Source organism: Vagococcus hydrophili, assembly GCF_011304195.1.
In the GTDB taxonomy this organism is placed as follows: Bacteria; Bacillota; Bacilli; order Lactobacillales; family Vagococcaceae; genus Vagococcus; species Vagococcus hydrophili.
Genome location: NZ_CP049887.1, coordinates 2,229,583 through 2,244,907, shown reverse-complemented (window position 1 = coordinate 2,244,907; position 15,325 = coordinate 2,229,583). Strand labels below are relative to the sequence as shown.

At 34.9% G+C, this 15,325-nt stretch carries 15 protein-coding genes; 4 read left to right on the top strand and 11 right to left on the bottom strand.

The genetic code is table 11. The features are described from left to right. Window positions 1-232 precede the first annotated feature (232 nt). Together recU and G7082_RS10915 are read left to right on the top strand one after the other, a co-directional pair. A complete protein-coding gene (gene recU, locus G7082_RS10920; protein WP_238842728.1) occupies window positions 233-856 on the top strand; it encodes a Holliday junction resolvase RecU in 624 nt (207 codons plus the stop codon). After that, complete coding sequence (locus tag G7082_RS10915) at window positions 846-3,083, top strand: PBP1A family penicillin-binding protein (protein WP_166035110.1); 2,238 nt, start codon at window positions 846-848, stop codon at window positions 3,081-3,083. The genes recU and G7082_RS10915 overlap by 11 nt, the downstream gene beginning before the upstream one ends. Window positions 3,084-3,161: 78 nt before the next feature. On the opposite strand, the gene nth is transcribed toward G7082_RS10915, so the two are convergent. The 9 genes from nth to G7082_RS10870 all read right to left on the bottom strand — a co-directional run bounded on the left by nth (window position 3,162) and on the right by G7082_RS10870 (window position 11,377). Then, window positions 3,162-3,800, bottom strand: a complete 639-nt coding sequence (gene nth, locus G7082_RS10910; protein WP_166035109.1) for an endonuclease III — start codon at window positions 3,798-3,800, stop codon at window positions 3,162-3,164. Window positions 3,801-3,812: 12 nt separating this feature from the next. Further along, window positions 3,813-4,517 carry a DnaD domain-containing protein gene (locus tag G7082_RS10905; protein ID WP_166035108.1) on the bottom strand — a complete coding sequence of 235 codons (705 nt, stop codon included), beginning with the start codon at window positions 4,515-4,517 and terminating at the stop codon, window positions 3,813-3,815. Window positions 4,518-4,556: 39 nt separating this feature from the next. After that, the gene (locus G7082_RS10900) at window positions 4,557-5,732 is read right to left on the bottom strand and encodes a glycoside hydrolase family 3 N-terminal domain-containing protein (RefSeq protein WP_166035107.1); all 1,176 of its coding nucleotides are present in this window, start codon (window positions 5,730-5,732) and stop codon (window positions 4,557-4,559) included. A 71-nt stretch (window positions 5,733-5,803) separates the two neighbouring features. Next, window positions 5,804-6,433, bottom strand: a complete 630-nt coding sequence (gene upp / locus G7082_RS10895; protein WP_166035106.1) for a uracil phosphoribosyltransferase — start codon at window positions 6,431-6,433, stop codon at window positions 5,804-5,806. A gap of 81 nt (window positions 6,434-6,514) precedes the next feature. Further along, window positions 6,515-7,753: a serine hydroxymethyltransferase gene (gene glyA / locus G7082_RS10890; RefSeq protein WP_166035105.1), complete on the bottom strand. Its 1,239-nt coding sequence runs from the start codon at window positions 7,751-7,753 to the stop codon at window positions 6,515-6,517. Window positions 7,754-7,805: 52 nt separating this feature from the next. Further along, entirely contained in the window at window positions 7,806-8,831 is a 1,026-nt protein-coding gene (locus G7082_RS10885; protein WP_476718517.1) for an L-threonylcarbamoyladenylate synthase, read from the bottom strand. A gap of 14 nt (window positions 8,832-8,845) precedes the next feature. Then, complete coding sequence (gene prmC, locus G7082_RS10880; RefSeq protein WP_166035103.1) at window positions 8,846-9,691, bottom strand: peptide chain release factor N(5)-glutamine methyltransferase; 846 nt, start codon at window positions 9,689-9,691, stop codon at window positions 8,846-8,848. Continuing rightward, window positions 9,684-10,754: a peptide chain release factor 1 gene (prfA, locus tag G7082_RS10875; protein WP_166035102.1), complete on the bottom strand. Its 1,071-nt coding sequence runs from the start codon at window positions 10,752-10,754 to the stop codon at window positions 9,684-9,686. The genes prmC and prfA overlap by 8 nt, the downstream gene beginning before the upstream one ends. A gap of 44 nt (window positions 10,755-10,798) precedes the next feature. Beyond that, complete coding sequence (locus G7082_RS10870) at window positions 10,799-11,377, bottom strand: thymidine kinase (RefSeq protein WP_166035101.1); 579 nt, start codon at window positions 11,375-11,377, stop codon at window positions 10,799-10,801. 162 nt (window positions 11,378-11,539) lie between these two features. On the opposite strand from G7082_RS10870, the gene G7082_RS10865 reads away from it, so the two are divergent. Further along, window positions 11,540-12,151: an FMN-dependent NADH-azoreductase gene (locus G7082_RS10865; protein WP_166035100.1), complete on the top strand. Its 612-nt coding sequence runs from the start codon at window positions 11,540-11,542 to the stop codon at window positions 12,149-12,151. 440 nt (window positions 12,152-12,591) lie between these two features. Here G7082_RS10865 and G7082_RS10860 read toward each other — a convergent pair whose 3' ends face one another. Beyond that, the gene (locus G7082_RS10860) at window positions 12,592-13,755 is read right to left on the bottom strand and encodes an AI-2E family transporter (protein ID WP_166035099.1); all 1,164 of its coding nucleotides are present in this window, start codon (window positions 13,753-13,755) and stop codon (window positions 12,592-12,594) included. Between the two features lie 20 nt (window positions 13,756-13,775). Then, window positions 13,776-14,129, bottom strand: a complete 354-nt coding sequence (locus tag G7082_RS10855) for a PTS glucitol/sorbitol transporter subunit IIA (RefSeq protein ID WP_166035098.1) — start codon at window positions 14,127-14,129, stop codon at window positions 13,776-13,778. A 153-nt stretch (window positions 14,130-14,282) separates the two neighbouring features. Between G7082_RS10855 and G7082_RS10850 the strand changes: the two genes are divergently transcribed. After that, window positions 14,283-15,308: a lactonase family protein gene (locus G7082_RS10850; RefSeq protein ID WP_166035097.1), complete on the top strand. Its 1,026-nt coding sequence runs from the start codon at window positions 14,283-14,285 to the stop codon at window positions 15,306-15,308. The last annotated feature ends 17 nt before the right edge of the window (window positions 15,309-15,325 follow it).

The following is a 15,325-nucleotide window of genomic DNA, read 5'->3' as shown; positions in this document are numbered from 1 at the left end:
TGATAAAAAAACAGCACATAATATTTCAATTATATCTAATTTTATTTCATAAATCAAATTGAAAATTGTTCTATCCATATATACTATAAAGATTTTTTCCTTATAAAACAACTATTTTATTAAAAAAATTTAAAAATACTTAATATATTCCTATTAAATGTGAAGATTTAACTTATTTTCTTTTCATTGTAATAAATTTTTTGATATAATACAGACTAGGAGTGTGATATATCTGACTATAAATTACCCTAAAGGAAGCCTTAACCGAACATTTTCAACTAGTAAAAAGAAGCAGAAGAAACCTGTAACCTTTGCTAATAGAGGAATGAGCTTTGAGGCTGAAATTAATCAAACCAATCAATATTACCTAGATAAGGGCATAGCTGTTATTCACAAAAAACCTACACCCATTCAAATCGTTTCTGTTGATTACCCGAAAAGAAGTGCTGCAGTGATTAAAGAAGCCTACTTTAAAGAAGCCTCAACAACTGACTACAATGGCGTTTACAAAGGTAAGTATATTGACTTTGAAGCAAAACAAACAAAAAACAAAACCTCTTTTCCATTAAGCAATTTTCATGAGCATCAAATCATCCATATGAAAAATTGTTTAAAACAAGATGGCATTACTTTTGTTCTGATTTACTTCTCGGCCACAGAACGTTACTTTTTAGTATCTTCCAGTGTTATAATCGAATTTTGGGACAATCAATTAACAGATGGTAGAAAATCAATTCCTCTATCCGTTATCGAAAAAGAGGGCCATGAAATTAAAGCTGGTTTTGTTCCTAGAATTCCCTATCTTAACATTTTAGATCAACATTTTATTGAAGGAGATTATTTTAATGGAGAATAGACCCACGGGTAGAATTAGACCCGAAAAAAGAAAAAAAAGTAAAGGTAAAATCCTACTTATCACGTGTATCATTTTACTCACTTTAATTTGTATTCCTTTAGTCATCGGTAGTGCTGCTTTTTTCTACTATGTAAAAGATGCGCCTGCCCTTGATTACAAAAAACTAGAAGACACACGCTCTTCTACAGTTTATGACATTAAAGGAAACCCTATTGTTACCCTAGGTGAAAAGAATCGTGAAATTATTAAGCCTAACGAAATTCCACCAATGATGAAAGATGCGGTTATCTCAATTGAGGACAAGCGTTTTGAAAAGCATATTGGCGTGGATCCGATTCGTATTATGGGAGCAGCTGTTTCAAATATCAAAGGTAATAATCGTCAAGGTGGTAGTACCCTGACCCAACAGTTAATCAAGTTATCTTACTTCTCTCATAAAAAAGAAGATCAAACGATTAAAAGAAAAGCCCAAGAAGCTTGGCTTTCAGTTGAACTAGAGAAGAAAAAATCTAAAGACGAGATTTTAACTTATTACATCAACCGCGTATACATGGCTAATGGTGTCTACGGAATGAAAACTGCTGCTAAAACATATTATGGTAAAGAGTTTGGTGATCTTTCACTTGCTCAGTATGCTTTACTTGCAGGAATACCTCAAGCACCTAATGATTACGATCCTTATACTCAAAAGGACAATGCTAAAAAGAGACGCGATACTGTTTTAAATGAAATGTATAAAGACAAAAAAATCTCAGAAGCTGATTATAAAGCGGCTGTAGCTGAACCAATTGATCAAGGTCTAGTTCCAATTAAAGAGGATTCAACGCTTGATATTGTTACAGATAACTATATTACCGAAGTTATTAAAGAAGTTGAAAAAAAATCTAAGAAAAACGTCCATACTGATGGTTTAAAAGTTTATACAAACATGGACATGGAAGCTCAAACTTATCTATATAACTTAATCAACAATGAAAACACTGAAATTAACTTCCCAGATAACGAATTCCAAGCAACCGCTACTTTAGTGGATGTTAAAACTGGAAATGTTACCGCACAAATTGGAAGTCGTAATCAAAAAGATCAAGGGTTACGCGCTAGAAATGGTGCAGTTGAAAACAAAAGAGATATTGGCTCTACGACAAAACCCTTAGTAGCTTACGCTCCAAGTATTGAAGACTTAAATCATGGTTCTGGTGAAATTTATGTAGATGAACCTTATAAATATCAGAGTAGTGGAACACCTGTATACAACTATGATCGTTCCTATCGAGGTTCCTTAACAATGAGAGAATCACTTGTTGACTCTCGTAACGTTCCTGCATTAAAAGCTCTTGATGAAGTTGGTACCGATAAATCTAAAGAATTTATTAAAAAACTTGGATTTGATAATGAGGTATATGAATCTACTGCAATTACTATGCAAGGTTCTTCACAGCAATTAGCCTCTGCTTATGCTGCATTTGCTAATGGTGGTGTTTACTATGAACCTTCATACGTTAACAAAATCGTTTATGAAGACGGTACGGAAGAGAAATTTGAACCTAATGGAAATCGTGCGATGAAAGAATCTACGGCTTATATTATTACTGATATGCTGAAAGATGTTATTAATCGAGGCACGGGTGTTGATGCTCAAGTACCTCAATTAATTCAAGCCGGTAAAACTGGTAAATCTAACTATTCAGATGAAGATTTGCCTAAAGTTAAAGGTCTAGGTGTTGGTTCACCTGATGTGACTTTCGTCGGATACACACCAAAATACTCTTTTGCTGTTTGGACAGGTTACAATGATTATTTAGAACCAATACCTATCGAATGTGAGCAACTTGCAATGGATATTTACCGTAACTATATGACGTTCCTTTATCAAAATCTTGAAGTCACTGATTGGAAACAACCAGCAGATGTGACAAGAATTGGGAATGAAGTTTACTTAAACGGATTCCTTGGTTCTCAAAGTAAGAAAACTTATAAGACTTCTAGCTCTTCTTACCCAGAAAGCTCTGCACCAGTACAAGAATCTGAGAAGAAAGAACAACCTAAGGAAAGCGTGGCTCCACCAAGCACTAAAGAGTCTGTAGCGCCTCCTAAAGATACAACACCTCCTCCGACTCAATCGACTGAGGCACCAACTCAATCGACTGTTCCTCCTAAAAAGGATGAAGAAAACGGAAATGAAAATGGCGGAGAGAAACCAGTTGATCCACCTAAAAAAGCAAACTAAGCAAAAAGGCTGACAATTTTTATTGTCAGCCTTTTTCTTATTTAAATATTGAATATTCAGAGATTAAGCTCTGATTTTCTATACATTCCGTTGACCTTCCACACACATATCAAGTAGTGGACACCCTTCACACTTTGGTTTTCTTGCCACACAATGATATCTACCAAATAAAATAATCGTATGATGAGCTTGAATCCATCTCTCTTTTGGTATTTTCTTCATCAACACTTCTTCTACTTCAACTACTGACGCTGATTGTTTGCAAATACGTAATCTTTTTGCAACACGTTCTACATGGGTATCAACAGCAATTGCAGGAACACCAAAGGCATCACCTGCTACCACATTGGCTGTCTTTTTCCCAACACCAGGAAGTTTTACCATCTCTTCAATTGTCTCTGGAACTTTACCTTCATACTCATTCACTAATAATTGAGCTGTTTTGATGATGTTTTTTGCTTTATTTTTATAAAGACCGATTGTTTTAATTCGTGACATCACGTCTTCTAAAGGAGCTCTAGCTAAAGTTTCAGCTGTTGGATAAGCAGAAAACAAACTAGGCGTTGCTTTATTAACAGAAACATCTGTTGCTTGAGCGCTTAAAATCACTGCAATTAAATACTGAAAAGGGGACTCATGATCCAGTTCACCTTTTGCATCTGGAAACATCACTTCCATTCTATCTAATGCTTCCACCGTTTTTTTTCCTGATAACATTTTCTCACCTACCTAAGATTGATTGGGATTTAACCAATTATGAAGTGGCACAAAAGGTAGCTCCTCTTCACTGCTTGACTCACTTTGAGCTTCGATTTGGGACATTCTTTTCTTTTGATCTTGCTGTACTTGTTGCTTAGATTTTAAGTTCTTTCTCTCCCATGATAGTAAAATTCGGTCAATGTATTTCAAACTGTATGCTTGATTTAACACCGCTTCTCTTAAAGCAAGCTCGATTAATTCAACTTCATACTTATCTTGATTTAACCAACTTTGAATCGTTTCGTATTCAATTGGTGACAAAGGTCTTCCAAATTCAATTTCAAAGGTTTGAAATAAATTGCTGATTTTATTTTCACTTTGGACCTCAGCAACTTTGACTTCTTGTTGTTCTAAATAGTTAGCTAATTTATCAAAAATCAAGGTCAAGTCATAGCGATCCTCTGTTTGACCTTGATTATTTGTTAAGGTTTCTATACGTATTATCCCTTTATCATTTAATGATTGAAGTAAAGAATACAAGTCCTCGACAGAGATCATCATGACCTCTGAAATCTCCCCTAATTCTGGAAAATAATTTCCCTCTTGTTGGTACTTCAATAATTGTAGATAAAACAAAAATTCATGGTCTGATAAACCAATTTTTCTATAATTAGTTAATAACAAGTTTGAGACAGTTGTTAAATCAGCTTTTAAAAATTCTTTTATGCTTAACATCAAATACTCACTCACTTTCTTAATTAGTATATCAAACTCTTATGGAAAAGAAAGCAATCCAAGTTCGTACTTCCATTTAATCACACGAGTCGCTGATTCATCTACCCGTTTTTTTAATTCCTCATTTTTAGTCATTTCTTCCAAAATAAAAGGAATTTGTTCTTGGTAATGAGAAGTCATCACTAAATCATTTCCTGCCATGATAGCTTCCAAAGCCCCCTCTTTTTGTGAAGTAAACTCTGTTAAACCTTTCATGTCCATATCATCTGTTATGATGACGCCTGAAAATTTCAAATCGTTTCTCAAAGCATCATGAACTGGTTTTGATAAGGAAGCAGGCTTTTTATCATCTAAATCTTTCAAAATATTATGAGATATCAATACGCTGCCAGCACCTGCCTCAATTCCTGCTTCAAATGGTAACCAATCATTTTTCTTTAGGTCAGATACTTTTCTCTCATCGTAGACTATTTCTGTGTGAGAATCTTTGTTATCCCCGTACCCAGGAAAATGTTTCAAGGAATTACCAATCTTAACTTCATTCATTACCTTAATCATCTCAGTTATCACTTGACTGGTCTCTTTAGCATCCATTCCCATGCTACGCTCAAAAATAAAACTATCTTTCTCAGTAGAAACATCTGCTACAGGCGCTAAGTTAAGATTGATTCCTAGAGATTTCAGTAACTCCGAACGTTCTTTTGTTTCTTTCTTCAGACCGTCTATCCCACTTTCTTTATAAATCTCTTGAGGTGATTTGAAAGGAGTTTCAACTATTTCTCTATTCTGGCTCACACGTGTTACTGTACCACCTTCTTCATCGCTAGCAACCAAGAGCGGAATATGACTTTCTTTTTGAAACCCACTAATTTTATCAGTTAAACTTGTTTTGGTTTCTTTTTCGATATCTCGACCAAATAATACAACGCCACTTGGATTGTACTTCTCAATATCAGACAAGGTGTTTTCTTCAGGTACGCTGATTAGAAAGAGTTGTCCCACTTTTTCAGCTGAAGAGAGTTGATTCACATAATCCGCAATTTCTTCATCAACTGTTTTCTTCTCTTCTTTAACTTCTTTTTCTGTCTCACTTGTTTCTGTTTGTTTGTCTTTTGTATTATTTTTATCTGTTTTTTCGTATTCTTTGATTAGTAAGAAGCTAACCCCACCTATCAATAAAGCAAAAACAGATAAAATTGTTAGATGTCTTTTCATTGTTTATCCCCTAAAATAAAAAGAGCTGACTTAAAACCGTCAGACTCTCCCTATATTTTGAACCTATTTGTTTACTTAGTACCAAATAAACGGTCACCAGCGTCTCCTAGACCAGGAACGATGTAGCCAGCTTCATTTAATTTTTCATCTAAACCTGCCGTATAGATATCAACATCAGGATGAGCATCTTGAAGTGCTTTAATTCCCTCTGGAGCAGCTACAAGACAAACAAATTTAATGTTTGTTGCGCCACGTTTTTTAAGTAAGTCGATTGCCATAATAGCAGATCCACCCGTTGCTAGCATTGGATCAACAACGAATAATTGACGTTCAGCAATGTCAGCTGGTAATTTAACAAAGTACTCCACTGGTTCTAACGTTTCTTCGTCACGGTATAAACCAACGTGTCCAACTTTAGCAGCTGGAATTAATTGTAACATGCCGTCTACCATACCAATACCCGCTCTTAAAATCGGTACAATCGCCACTTTTTTACCTGATAAAGTTTTTTGAATTGATGTCCCAATTGGTGTTTCAATCTCAATATCCTCTAAAGGCATATCACGAGATACCTCATAAGCCATTAACATAGCAATCTCATCGACTACTTCACGAAAAACTTTAGTCCCACAATTTTTTTCTCTAATAATTGTTAATTTGTGTTGAATTAGCGGATGATCAATAACTTGAAATTTTCCCATATCGCGATTCTCCTTTAAAATTTATTCTTATCTATTGTATCCGAAAAAAAGGTAATTGACTAGTCAATTACCTAAAAAATTTTATTTATATAGTGGATGTTCTGTTAATAACTCAGCTACATCTGCTTTAATGCGTGTTAATTCAGCTTCATTTTCAAAGTGAGTCAGTGCTTCCACAATTAATTCAGCGATTTTTTGTGCGCCGCTCTCTTTAAAGCCACGAGATGTAATCGCTGGTGTTCCAATACGAATACCACTCGTTTCAAACGGACTACGGCTTTCAAAGGGAATCGTGTTTTTGTTCACGGTAATATGCACGCTATCTAAAATAGCTTCTGCTTGTTTTCCAGTTAAGCCAAAGCCAGTCACATCAATTAATAACAAGTGATTATCAGTGTCACCACTAATTAATCTTGGGCCTGTTGATTGATTGATTACGCGAGCCATAACTTTAGCGTTGCTTACAACTTGCTCACTGTATTCTTTAAACTCAGGTAATAAAGCTTCTCTGAATGCTACTGCTTTACCAGCAATCACATGCTCTAGCGGTCCACCTTGAATTCCTGGGAAAATATTACTATTAATTTTTTTAGCTAAATCAGCATCATTTGTTAAGATAACACCACCACGTGGTCCTCTTAATGTTTTATGTGTTGTTGATGTTACAACGTCTGCATAGTGCATTGGGTTTTGATGTAAACCAGTTGCAATAAGGCCCGCAATATGAGCCATATCTACCATTAATTTAGCACCCACGCTATCAGCTATTTCTCTAAAACGTTTAAAATCTATTTCTCTTGAATAAGCACTTGCTCCAGCTACGATTAGTTTTGGCTGGTGCTTTCTTGCTAAAATTTTAACAACTTCATAATCAATGACTTCAGTCACAGGATCGACACCATAAGAAACAAAATTGTATGTTTTTCCACTAAAGTTAACCGCTGAACCATGTGTTAAATGACCACCTGCAGTTAAATCCATTCCCATAATTGTGTCTCCTGGTTGAACAAGTGACAAATAAGCCGCTGTGTTCGCTTGAGAACCAGAGTGAGGTTGAACATTGGCAAATTTAGCATCAAATAAATCACACACACGATCAATCGCTAAATTTTCGACGACATCTACAAATTCACATCCGCCATAATAACGTCTGCCTGGATATCCTTCAGCATATTTGTTTGTTAAAACACTACCTTGTGCTGCCATGACTGCTTCTGAGACAAAATTCTCCGATGCAATCAACTCAATTGTGTTCTCTTGACGATTTTGCTCATTTTCGATAGCATCCCATAGGACCGCATCTGATTTTTTATAATCCATTAATAAAAGCACCTCACATTCATTATTTACATACATTGTATCACAGAATTTGCTATTTTTGATATTTTTTTTGATTAGAAGCTTTCTTTAATCGGTTCATATAGGCTAAACCTTCGTCTTTTTCTTCATAACTCTCTGCTAAAATAATATCTAAATTCTTCTCTTTTGTATCAAGAGCTCTTAATCCAGCAAATAAATGACGCATCGCTTCTGAAATGTCTCTTGTTTTAGACAGAGAAAAACTCTCTTGATAACCTATTAATTTTGAAATAATTTCATCATTAGCTAAAATACCAACCCTTTTTTTCTGCCCTAAATACCAATCAATCGCTTCTTGCCAATCCTTATTTTCTTTATCAATCATCATGACTGGCGTTTCTGGTGAATAGTGTTTATATTTCATGCCAGGTGCTTTAGGTGCTTCTTTTTCGCTCATAATGTGTTGGTCGATTTGGACATTCCCGATAACTGTTTGAATTTGTTGTAACGTAATGGCACCAGGTCTTAAAATGGTGGGAACCTCACTCGTTAAATCTAAAACCGTTGATTCAACACCTACTTGACATGCCCCACCATCTAATACACCATAAATTTTACCAACTAAGTCATGATACACATGTTGCGCTGTTGTTGGACTTGGGAGACCTGATGTGTTCGCACTAGGTCCAACTAAGACTTTTCCTGATTTTTCAATTAAAGATAACGTTAACTCATTATTTGGCATCCGAAAAGCTGCTGTTGTTAAACCGCCTGTGACAGCACTAGGTAAAACCTCTTTATTTTTCAAATCAAAAATTAATGTTAGTGGTCCTGGCCAAAATGCATCTGCCAATTTCTGAGCCGTTTCAGAGAATTCATTTGTAAAATTCAAGACCTGTTCCACTTTCGATATATGAACGATTAAGGGATTATCACTTGGACGACCTTTTGCTTGATATACCTGTTTAACAGCCTTTTCATTAGTTGCATCTGCACCTAGTCCATACACTGTTTCGGTTGGGAATGAGATAAGTTCACCCTTCTTAATAGCTTCGACTGCTTCTTCAATTTGTTCTGGATGGATTATTTTCGTCTCCATCATTTACACTTCCTTTATATCACTTTGATTATTCGATCCATTTGATTCATATCTTTTATTACTTCTATGTGTTTATCTGGAAACTGCTCTTTAAAAATATTTTTAACTACCTCACCTTGTAAGTAACCAATCTCTAAATAAATCTTACCCTCTTTTTTTAGAACTTCTTTAGCTTCTTTAGCAATTTTTTCATAAATAGCCAAACCATTATTCTCAGCAAAAAGGGCTAATTTTGGTTCATGTTCTCTGACAGAAACGTCCATTTTTTCCCACTCATTGTAGCTTATATAAGGTGGATTAGAGACGATAATATCAATTTCTTGATCCTTATTCCAATTGCTTAACACATCACTTTCAAGAAAATCTACACTTGCTTCTAAATGGTTTGCATTTTCTTTAGCAACTAGGAGCGCCTCTTTTGAAATATCTAAACAACTGATTCCCCACCTTGGAACTTCTAATTTAAGTGATAAACCTATAGCACCTGTTCCTGTCCCTATATCAACCACCGTTTTAGGATTATCTCTATTCTCTTTAATGATTAAATCAACTAATTCTTCGGTTTCTGGTCTGGGAATTAAGGTATCTTCTGTCACTTTAAAACGTCGTCCGTAAAACTCACAAGAACCGATTAAATATTGAACGGGTTGGTGTGCGATAATTTTTGAAATATCCTCTTCATAAGCAGCACGCTCTTTCTCTGGCATCTCTTGTTTAAAATGAAGCAACAAATCCGTTTTAGACCACTCTTTTTTTTCTAACAAAAGATACTCTGCTATATATTTTTCACAGTTTTTTTCCTCTAAAAAAGAAGAAGCCCATTTAAGGACTTCAAAATAAGTAGTTGGTTGATTAACCATTTAATTTTTCCAACTGTTCTGTTTGATCATAGATAATTAAAGAATCAATAATTTCATCCACTTTACCGGCTAAAATTTGATCTAGTTTTTGAATCGTTAAACCAATGCGGTGATCTGTCACACGGTTTTGTGGGAAGTTATACGTTCTAATACGCTCTGAACGATCTCCTGTTCCTACAGCTGATTTACGGGTCGCATCATATTCACTTTGACTTTCTTGGATCATTTGGTCGAATACTCTAGCACGTAAGACTTTCATTGCTTTTTCTCTGTTTTTAAGTTGAGAACGCTCATCTTGCATCGCAACAGCAATCCCTGTTGGAATATGTGTCAAACGAACAGCTGATGCCGTTTTGTTGACATGTTGTCCACCAGCTCCTGAGGCATGGTAAATATCCACACGAATATCTTTTTCTGCTAAATCTAATTCTACTTCTTCTGCTTCCGGTAAAACGACAACTGTTGCTGTTGATGTATGAACACGACCTTGTGATTCTGTTGAAGGAACACGTTGAACACGGTGAGCACCACTCTCATATTTAAGTTTAGAGAAGACGCTTGTACCTGAAATCATGATTGTTACTTCTTTATAACCACCAATATCAGTAATATTGGCATCCATAACTTCAAATTTCCAACCTTGGGCAGCAGCGTAACTTTGGTACATTTCAAATAAGTCACCAGCAAATAGTGCTGCTTCATCTCCACCAGCTGCTCCGCGGATTTCCATGATAATGTTTTTATCATCGTTAGGATCTTTTGGTAATAATAAAATTTTAATTTGTTCTTCTAATTCATCTTTTTCTGCTTTGTATTCATATAATTCTTCTTTTGCTAATTCTTGTAACTCATCATCTAATTTTTCACCAAGTAATTCTTCCGAATCCTTAATTCCTTGGATAACTTCTTTATAGCGGCGGTAAACAGCAACTGTTTCTCTCGTGCCTGCTTCCTCTTTTGATAATGCCATAAAACGTTTTGTATCGCTAACAACTTCTGGGTCACTTAATAATTCCCCTAATTCTTCATAACGATCTTCTAAAGATTGTAATTGATCGAACATTTAATTCTTCCTTTCTTAGATGCTTATTCTCATCAGACTCGTTTTTAGCGGTCTATTGTTGGTGGATTTAAATAATGCTTACGACAAACTGGGAAATAACTTTCATTTCCGCCAATTTGGATTTGCTCTCCTGTATAAACAGGGTGGTTGTCATTCATACGTAAATTCATCGTTGCTTTTTTATGACAGAACCAGCAAATGGTTTTTAATTCTTCTATTTTATCTGCATATAGTAATAAATATTTGGATCCTTCAAACAATTCATTTTTGAAATCATTTTTTAATCCAAACGCCATCACCGGAATACCTAGTTCGTCCACAACTTTTGCAAAAGCAATCACGTGATGCTTTTCTAGAAACTGAGACTCATCTACTAAAATACAGTATGGTTTAAAAGGTAATGAAGCTATTTTATCATAAATATCCGTCTCATGGAAAATAGGAATTGCGTCTCTTTTTAAGCCGATTCGACTAGAGACAACTCCAACTTCATCTCGCGTATCTAAACCACTTGTCATTAAAACAACAGGTTTATTCTGCTCTTCATAGTTATGGGCAACTTTTAAAATTTCAATTGTCTTTCCACTATTCATTGCGCCATGCTTAAAAAAAAGTTGTGCCACTTCTTCTACTCCCCTTCTTATCCTATGATAGTATACTGTAATTTTAGAAAAAAAGCATTATCTAGAGTCAAAAAAACAAAATTATCTGAAAGTTACTTTACTTTTTTTTAATTTGTCGTTATAGTGTTTACGGACTAACAATAAATAAGTCGGAGGGAAATTATGTCTAATCTTTTAGTTATTAAAGCACATCCATTAACAGCTACAGAGTCACGCTCATTAGCTATTTTGGATACGTTTGTTTCATCATATAAGGAAAACCAACCAGAAAGCCAAGTAACAATTCTTGATATTTTCGAAGAAGAAATTCCTGAAATTGACAAAGCCTTATTTGAAGCTTGGGGAAAAGCTGCAAGTAACCAAGAATTAAGCGCAGAAGAATCAGCCAAATTAACACGTTTTAACGAATTAACAGAACAATTTGTTAATGCTGATAAAATTGTTATCGCCAATGCTTTGTGGAATTTAAATATTCCAACACGCTTAAAAGCATGGATTGATACAGTCGTTGTTAAAGGTAAAACCTTTAAATATTCTGAAACTGGCCCAGTTGGACTTGCGACAGACAAGAAATTATTACATATCCAATCAAATGGCGGTTCTTTCCACGGAAGCGACCCTGCAACACAGTATATAAAAACAATTTTCGGTTTTATGGGGGTAACTGATATTAATCACATCTTCATCGAAGGTGTGGATCACCAACCAGAAAACGCTGAAACAATCATTGCAGCAGCAAAAGAAGAAGCAGTAAAATTAGCTAAAGTATTTTAATTAAAGTGGTGAAAAAGGCGTCTAGCTCCAAGCAACTGGAAAAATAAAAAATAATTCACGCTTTTCGAATTGATTTTATTTTCTGAAGTTGCCGCAGGAGTTGCCTTTTGAACCCGGACTACTCAGCGTGGTGAAAAAGGCGTCTAACTCCAAGCAACTGGAAGAAAATAAAAATAATTCACGCTTTTCGAATTGATTTTAGTTTCTGAAGTTGCCGCAGGAGTTGCCTTTTGAACCCGGACTACTCAGCGTGGTGAAAAAGGCGTCTAACTCCAAGCAACTGGAAGAAAATAAAAATAATTCACGCTTTTCGAATTGATTTTAGTTTCTGAAGTTGCTGCAGGAGTTGCCTTTTGAACCCAGACTAACAAAAGTGGTGAAAATGGCGCTTAGCTCCTAGCAACTGAACTTATTCTATATTAAAGAAAAGATGACCTCCCTTAACTTGGGACGTCATCTTTTTGTATATCCTCGTCATAAAGACCTGAAACTTCTTTGTACCACGTAAATAAATGGGTAATGATTACTTTTAAGGCTGCATAAGCAGGGATTCCTAAAATAACGCCCATCACACCATAAATTTTTCCAGCAGAAAGTAAAACAAAAATGATTGTTACTGGATGGATTTCTAACTGACTACCTAAAACTAAAGGTGAAACGAATTTCCCTTCAATGGTTTGTTCTAAGATAAAGACAATGATTACCGCAACTAACATTTTAGGACCATCAACTAAGGCTAAAATAATCGCTGGAATCGTTGCTAACGCTGAACCAACATAAGGTATTAGATTTAAAAAACCTGCTAAAATCCCTAATGCCACACTATATTTTAATCCAATAATTGAGAAACCAATAATAAACATCACCGCAACTGCAAAAGCAACTGTTACTTGCCCTCTTACGTAAGAAGACAATTGTTTGTTAATATCTTGTAAAACATTAACAGTTGGTTTCCTCATCTTAGTTGGTAAAAATTGTGTCACATAAGGTGATAGTTTTTTTCCATCTTTAAGTAGATAGAAAAGAATGAATGGAACTGTCAAAACTGTCACTAAAATATTTGCCACAGCTCCCACCACATTACCAATACCAGTAAAAGCATTTTTAGAAACCGTCTTTGCTATTGTATTAATTGAGGCAAAAAACTCATTAATCGCACTTTCTATTTGTTCGCTAAATTTATCAAAAATAGGTGCATTAAAGAATTCTGTGGTCTTCACTTCAATGGTTTGCCAATAAGTTGGCCACTCTTTTAAAAAGCTACTTGTTTGATGTTCTAATTTAGGAATTAAGATGATAATTCCCCAAACGATTAACCCTAAAATCCCTACAAATAAGAGCGAAATCCCTAAGTTACGATTAATTCCTTTTTTCTCCATAAAATTAACCACAGGATTTAAAATATAGTAAAGTAACCCCGTGATAATAATTGGCAAGCTCACAATCCCAATAAATTGCGTGATTGGCTCAAATAAAGGTGAGACTTTAGTAAAGGTTAAAATGATTAATAAACATAGTAGTACAATTAAAAGGGCTGTCACTGCTTGATTATTTAAAAACCAACGCTGAAACCAAGTGCCTTTTTTTTCATTTTCTGAATGCATCAAACTCAACTCCTTTTACATTAACCATAAGTAATGGTTGTACCCTCTTTAATGACAGGTAATTCAAAAGGTTCAACATACAAGGCGTTGGCTAATTGATCTTCTGTTCCAATTTCTTTAAAAACAATTGAGACGTGTCCCATTTCTTTTAAATATTGATTAGCAACAGGCCCTACTTGAGTAATTTTGTATTCCTGATCATCAAAGCGCAGTGTATCTCCCACTTTAATCTCGTTAATTGCTTCTTCACTAAATTCTTGAATCACCGCATGTTTTTTTAATGATTCTGTGGCACTCGTATCAAATAATATTAATAAAGGTTCTTCTTTATTAATCGCTTCTGCTCCAATTGACTTTACGACTGATTGCATCATTTTTTACACCTCTTTTATATATTTCAATTCTAAATAAGTATAGCATAACTTTATCTTTAAAACTTTTTATCTGACCAATAGGTACGCTTTTTTTCTTAATTTATTTTATTATGTTATAATTTTGATGATAATAAGGAAAGGGTGTACATAAACATGCAAAAAATACTTTTAGGCTCATATACTAGAAAAACAAGTCAAGGGATTTATACAATCGACCTAGACACTACAAAGAAAGAGTTAGTTAATTTAACTTCACTTATTAAGGAAGACAATCCAACATTTTTAGATACAACAACAGACGAAAAACTCTTTGCTGTCTCTAAAGATGGCGATTTAGGTGGCGTTGCTGCTTATAAAAAAGAAGCCGACGGAACATACACATTTTTAAACCGTGTTACCGAAGAAGGTGCTCCTCCTTGCTACGTAGCAGTTGATGAAGTTAGAGGATTAGTTTTTGGTGCTAATTATCATCAAGGTTTTTTAACATCGTACAAAATTAATGAGAACGGCTCAATCACATTAGCTGACCATATCCAACATGAAGGTAGCGGTCCTCATGAAAACCAAACTGGACCACATGCTCACTACGCTGATTTAACACCTGATAACCGCTTAGTAGCGTGTGATTTAGGAAATGACACCGTTTATACTTATGATGTTTCAAATGAAGGAAATTTAACAGAAGTCGCGACTTTCAAAGCAAATCCTGGTACTGGACCTCGTCATTTAGTTTTCCATCCAAACAATAAAGTTGCTTATTTATTTGGTGAATTATCAAGTGAAATCGTTGTTTTAGCATATGATGAAACAACTGGTATCTTCACTGAAAAACAAGTTATTTCAACTTTACCAGAAGGCTTTTCTGATTTTAATGGTGGTGCTGCGATTCGTATTTCTAAAGACGGAAAATTCCTTTATGCTTCAAACCGTGGTCATAACTCACTTGCTGTTTACAAAGTATCAGAAGAAGGCTTGACGATTGAATTAATCCAATTAATTTCAGTGGAAGGTGATTTTCCAAGAGATTTCGACATCACACCAGACCAAAAATTTGTTGTACTAGCTAATCAAAACACAGATAACCTAACATTATTCGAAAGAAACGAAACAACCGGTGAATTATCATTATTACAAAAAGATGTATTCGCCCCAGAAGTAGTCTGTGTTAAATTTATATAAGCGTGAATAAAAAATCG

Excerpts from the sequence above, each read along its gene's own strand:
- G7082_RS10865 (WP_166035100.1), top strand. The coding sequence starts at position 11,540 with ATGTCTAATCTTTTAGTTATTAAAGCACATCCATTAACAGCTACAGAG.
- G7082_RS10915 (WP_166035110.1), top strand. The coding sequence starts at position 846 with ATGGAGAATAGACCCACGGGTAGAATTAGACCCGAAAAAAGAAAAAAA.
- G7082_RS10905 (WP_166035108.1), bottom strand. The coding sequence starts at position 4,517 with ATGTTAAGCATAAAAGAATTTTTAAAAGCTGATTTAACAACTGTCTCA.
- G7082_RS10850 (WP_166035097.1), top strand. The coding sequence starts at position 14,283 with ATGCAAAAAATACTTTTAGGCTCATATACTAGAAAAACAAGTCAAGGG.
- nth (WP_166035109.1), bottom strand. The coding sequence starts at position 3,800 with ATGTTATCAGGAAAAAAAACGGTGGAAGCATTAGATAGAATGGAAGTG.
- G7082_RS10885 (WP_476718517.1), bottom strand. The coding sequence starts at position 8,831 with ATGGAGACGAAAATAATCCATCCAGAACAAATTGAAGAAGCAGTCGAA.
- G7082_RS10900 (WP_166035107.1), bottom strand. The coding sequence starts at position 5,732 with ATGAAAAGACATCTAACAATTTTATCTGTTTTTGCTTTATTGATAGGT.
- G7082_RS10860 (WP_166035099.1), bottom strand. The coding sequence starts at position 13,755 with ATGCATTCAGAAAATGAAAAAAAAGGCACTTGGTTTCAGCGTTGGTTT.
- prmC (WP_166035103.1), bottom strand. The coding sequence starts at position 9,691 with ATGGTTAATCAACCAACTACTTATTTTGAAGTCCTTAAATGGGCTTCT.
- prfA (WP_166035102.1), bottom strand. The coding sequence starts at position 10,754 with ATGTTCGATCAATTACAATCTTTAGAAGATCGTTATGAAGAATTAGGG.
- glyA (WP_166035105.1), bottom strand. The coding sequence starts at position 7,753 with ATGGATTATAAAAAATCAGATGCGGTCCTATGGGATGCTATCGAAAAT.
- G7082_RS10855 (WP_166035098.1), bottom strand. The coding sequence starts at position 14,129 with ATGATGCAATCAGTCGTAAAGTCAATTGGAGCAGAAGCGATTAATAAA.
- upp (WP_166035106.1), bottom strand. The coding sequence starts at position 6,433 with ATGGGAAAATTTCAAGTTATTGATCATCCGCTAATTCAACACAAATTA.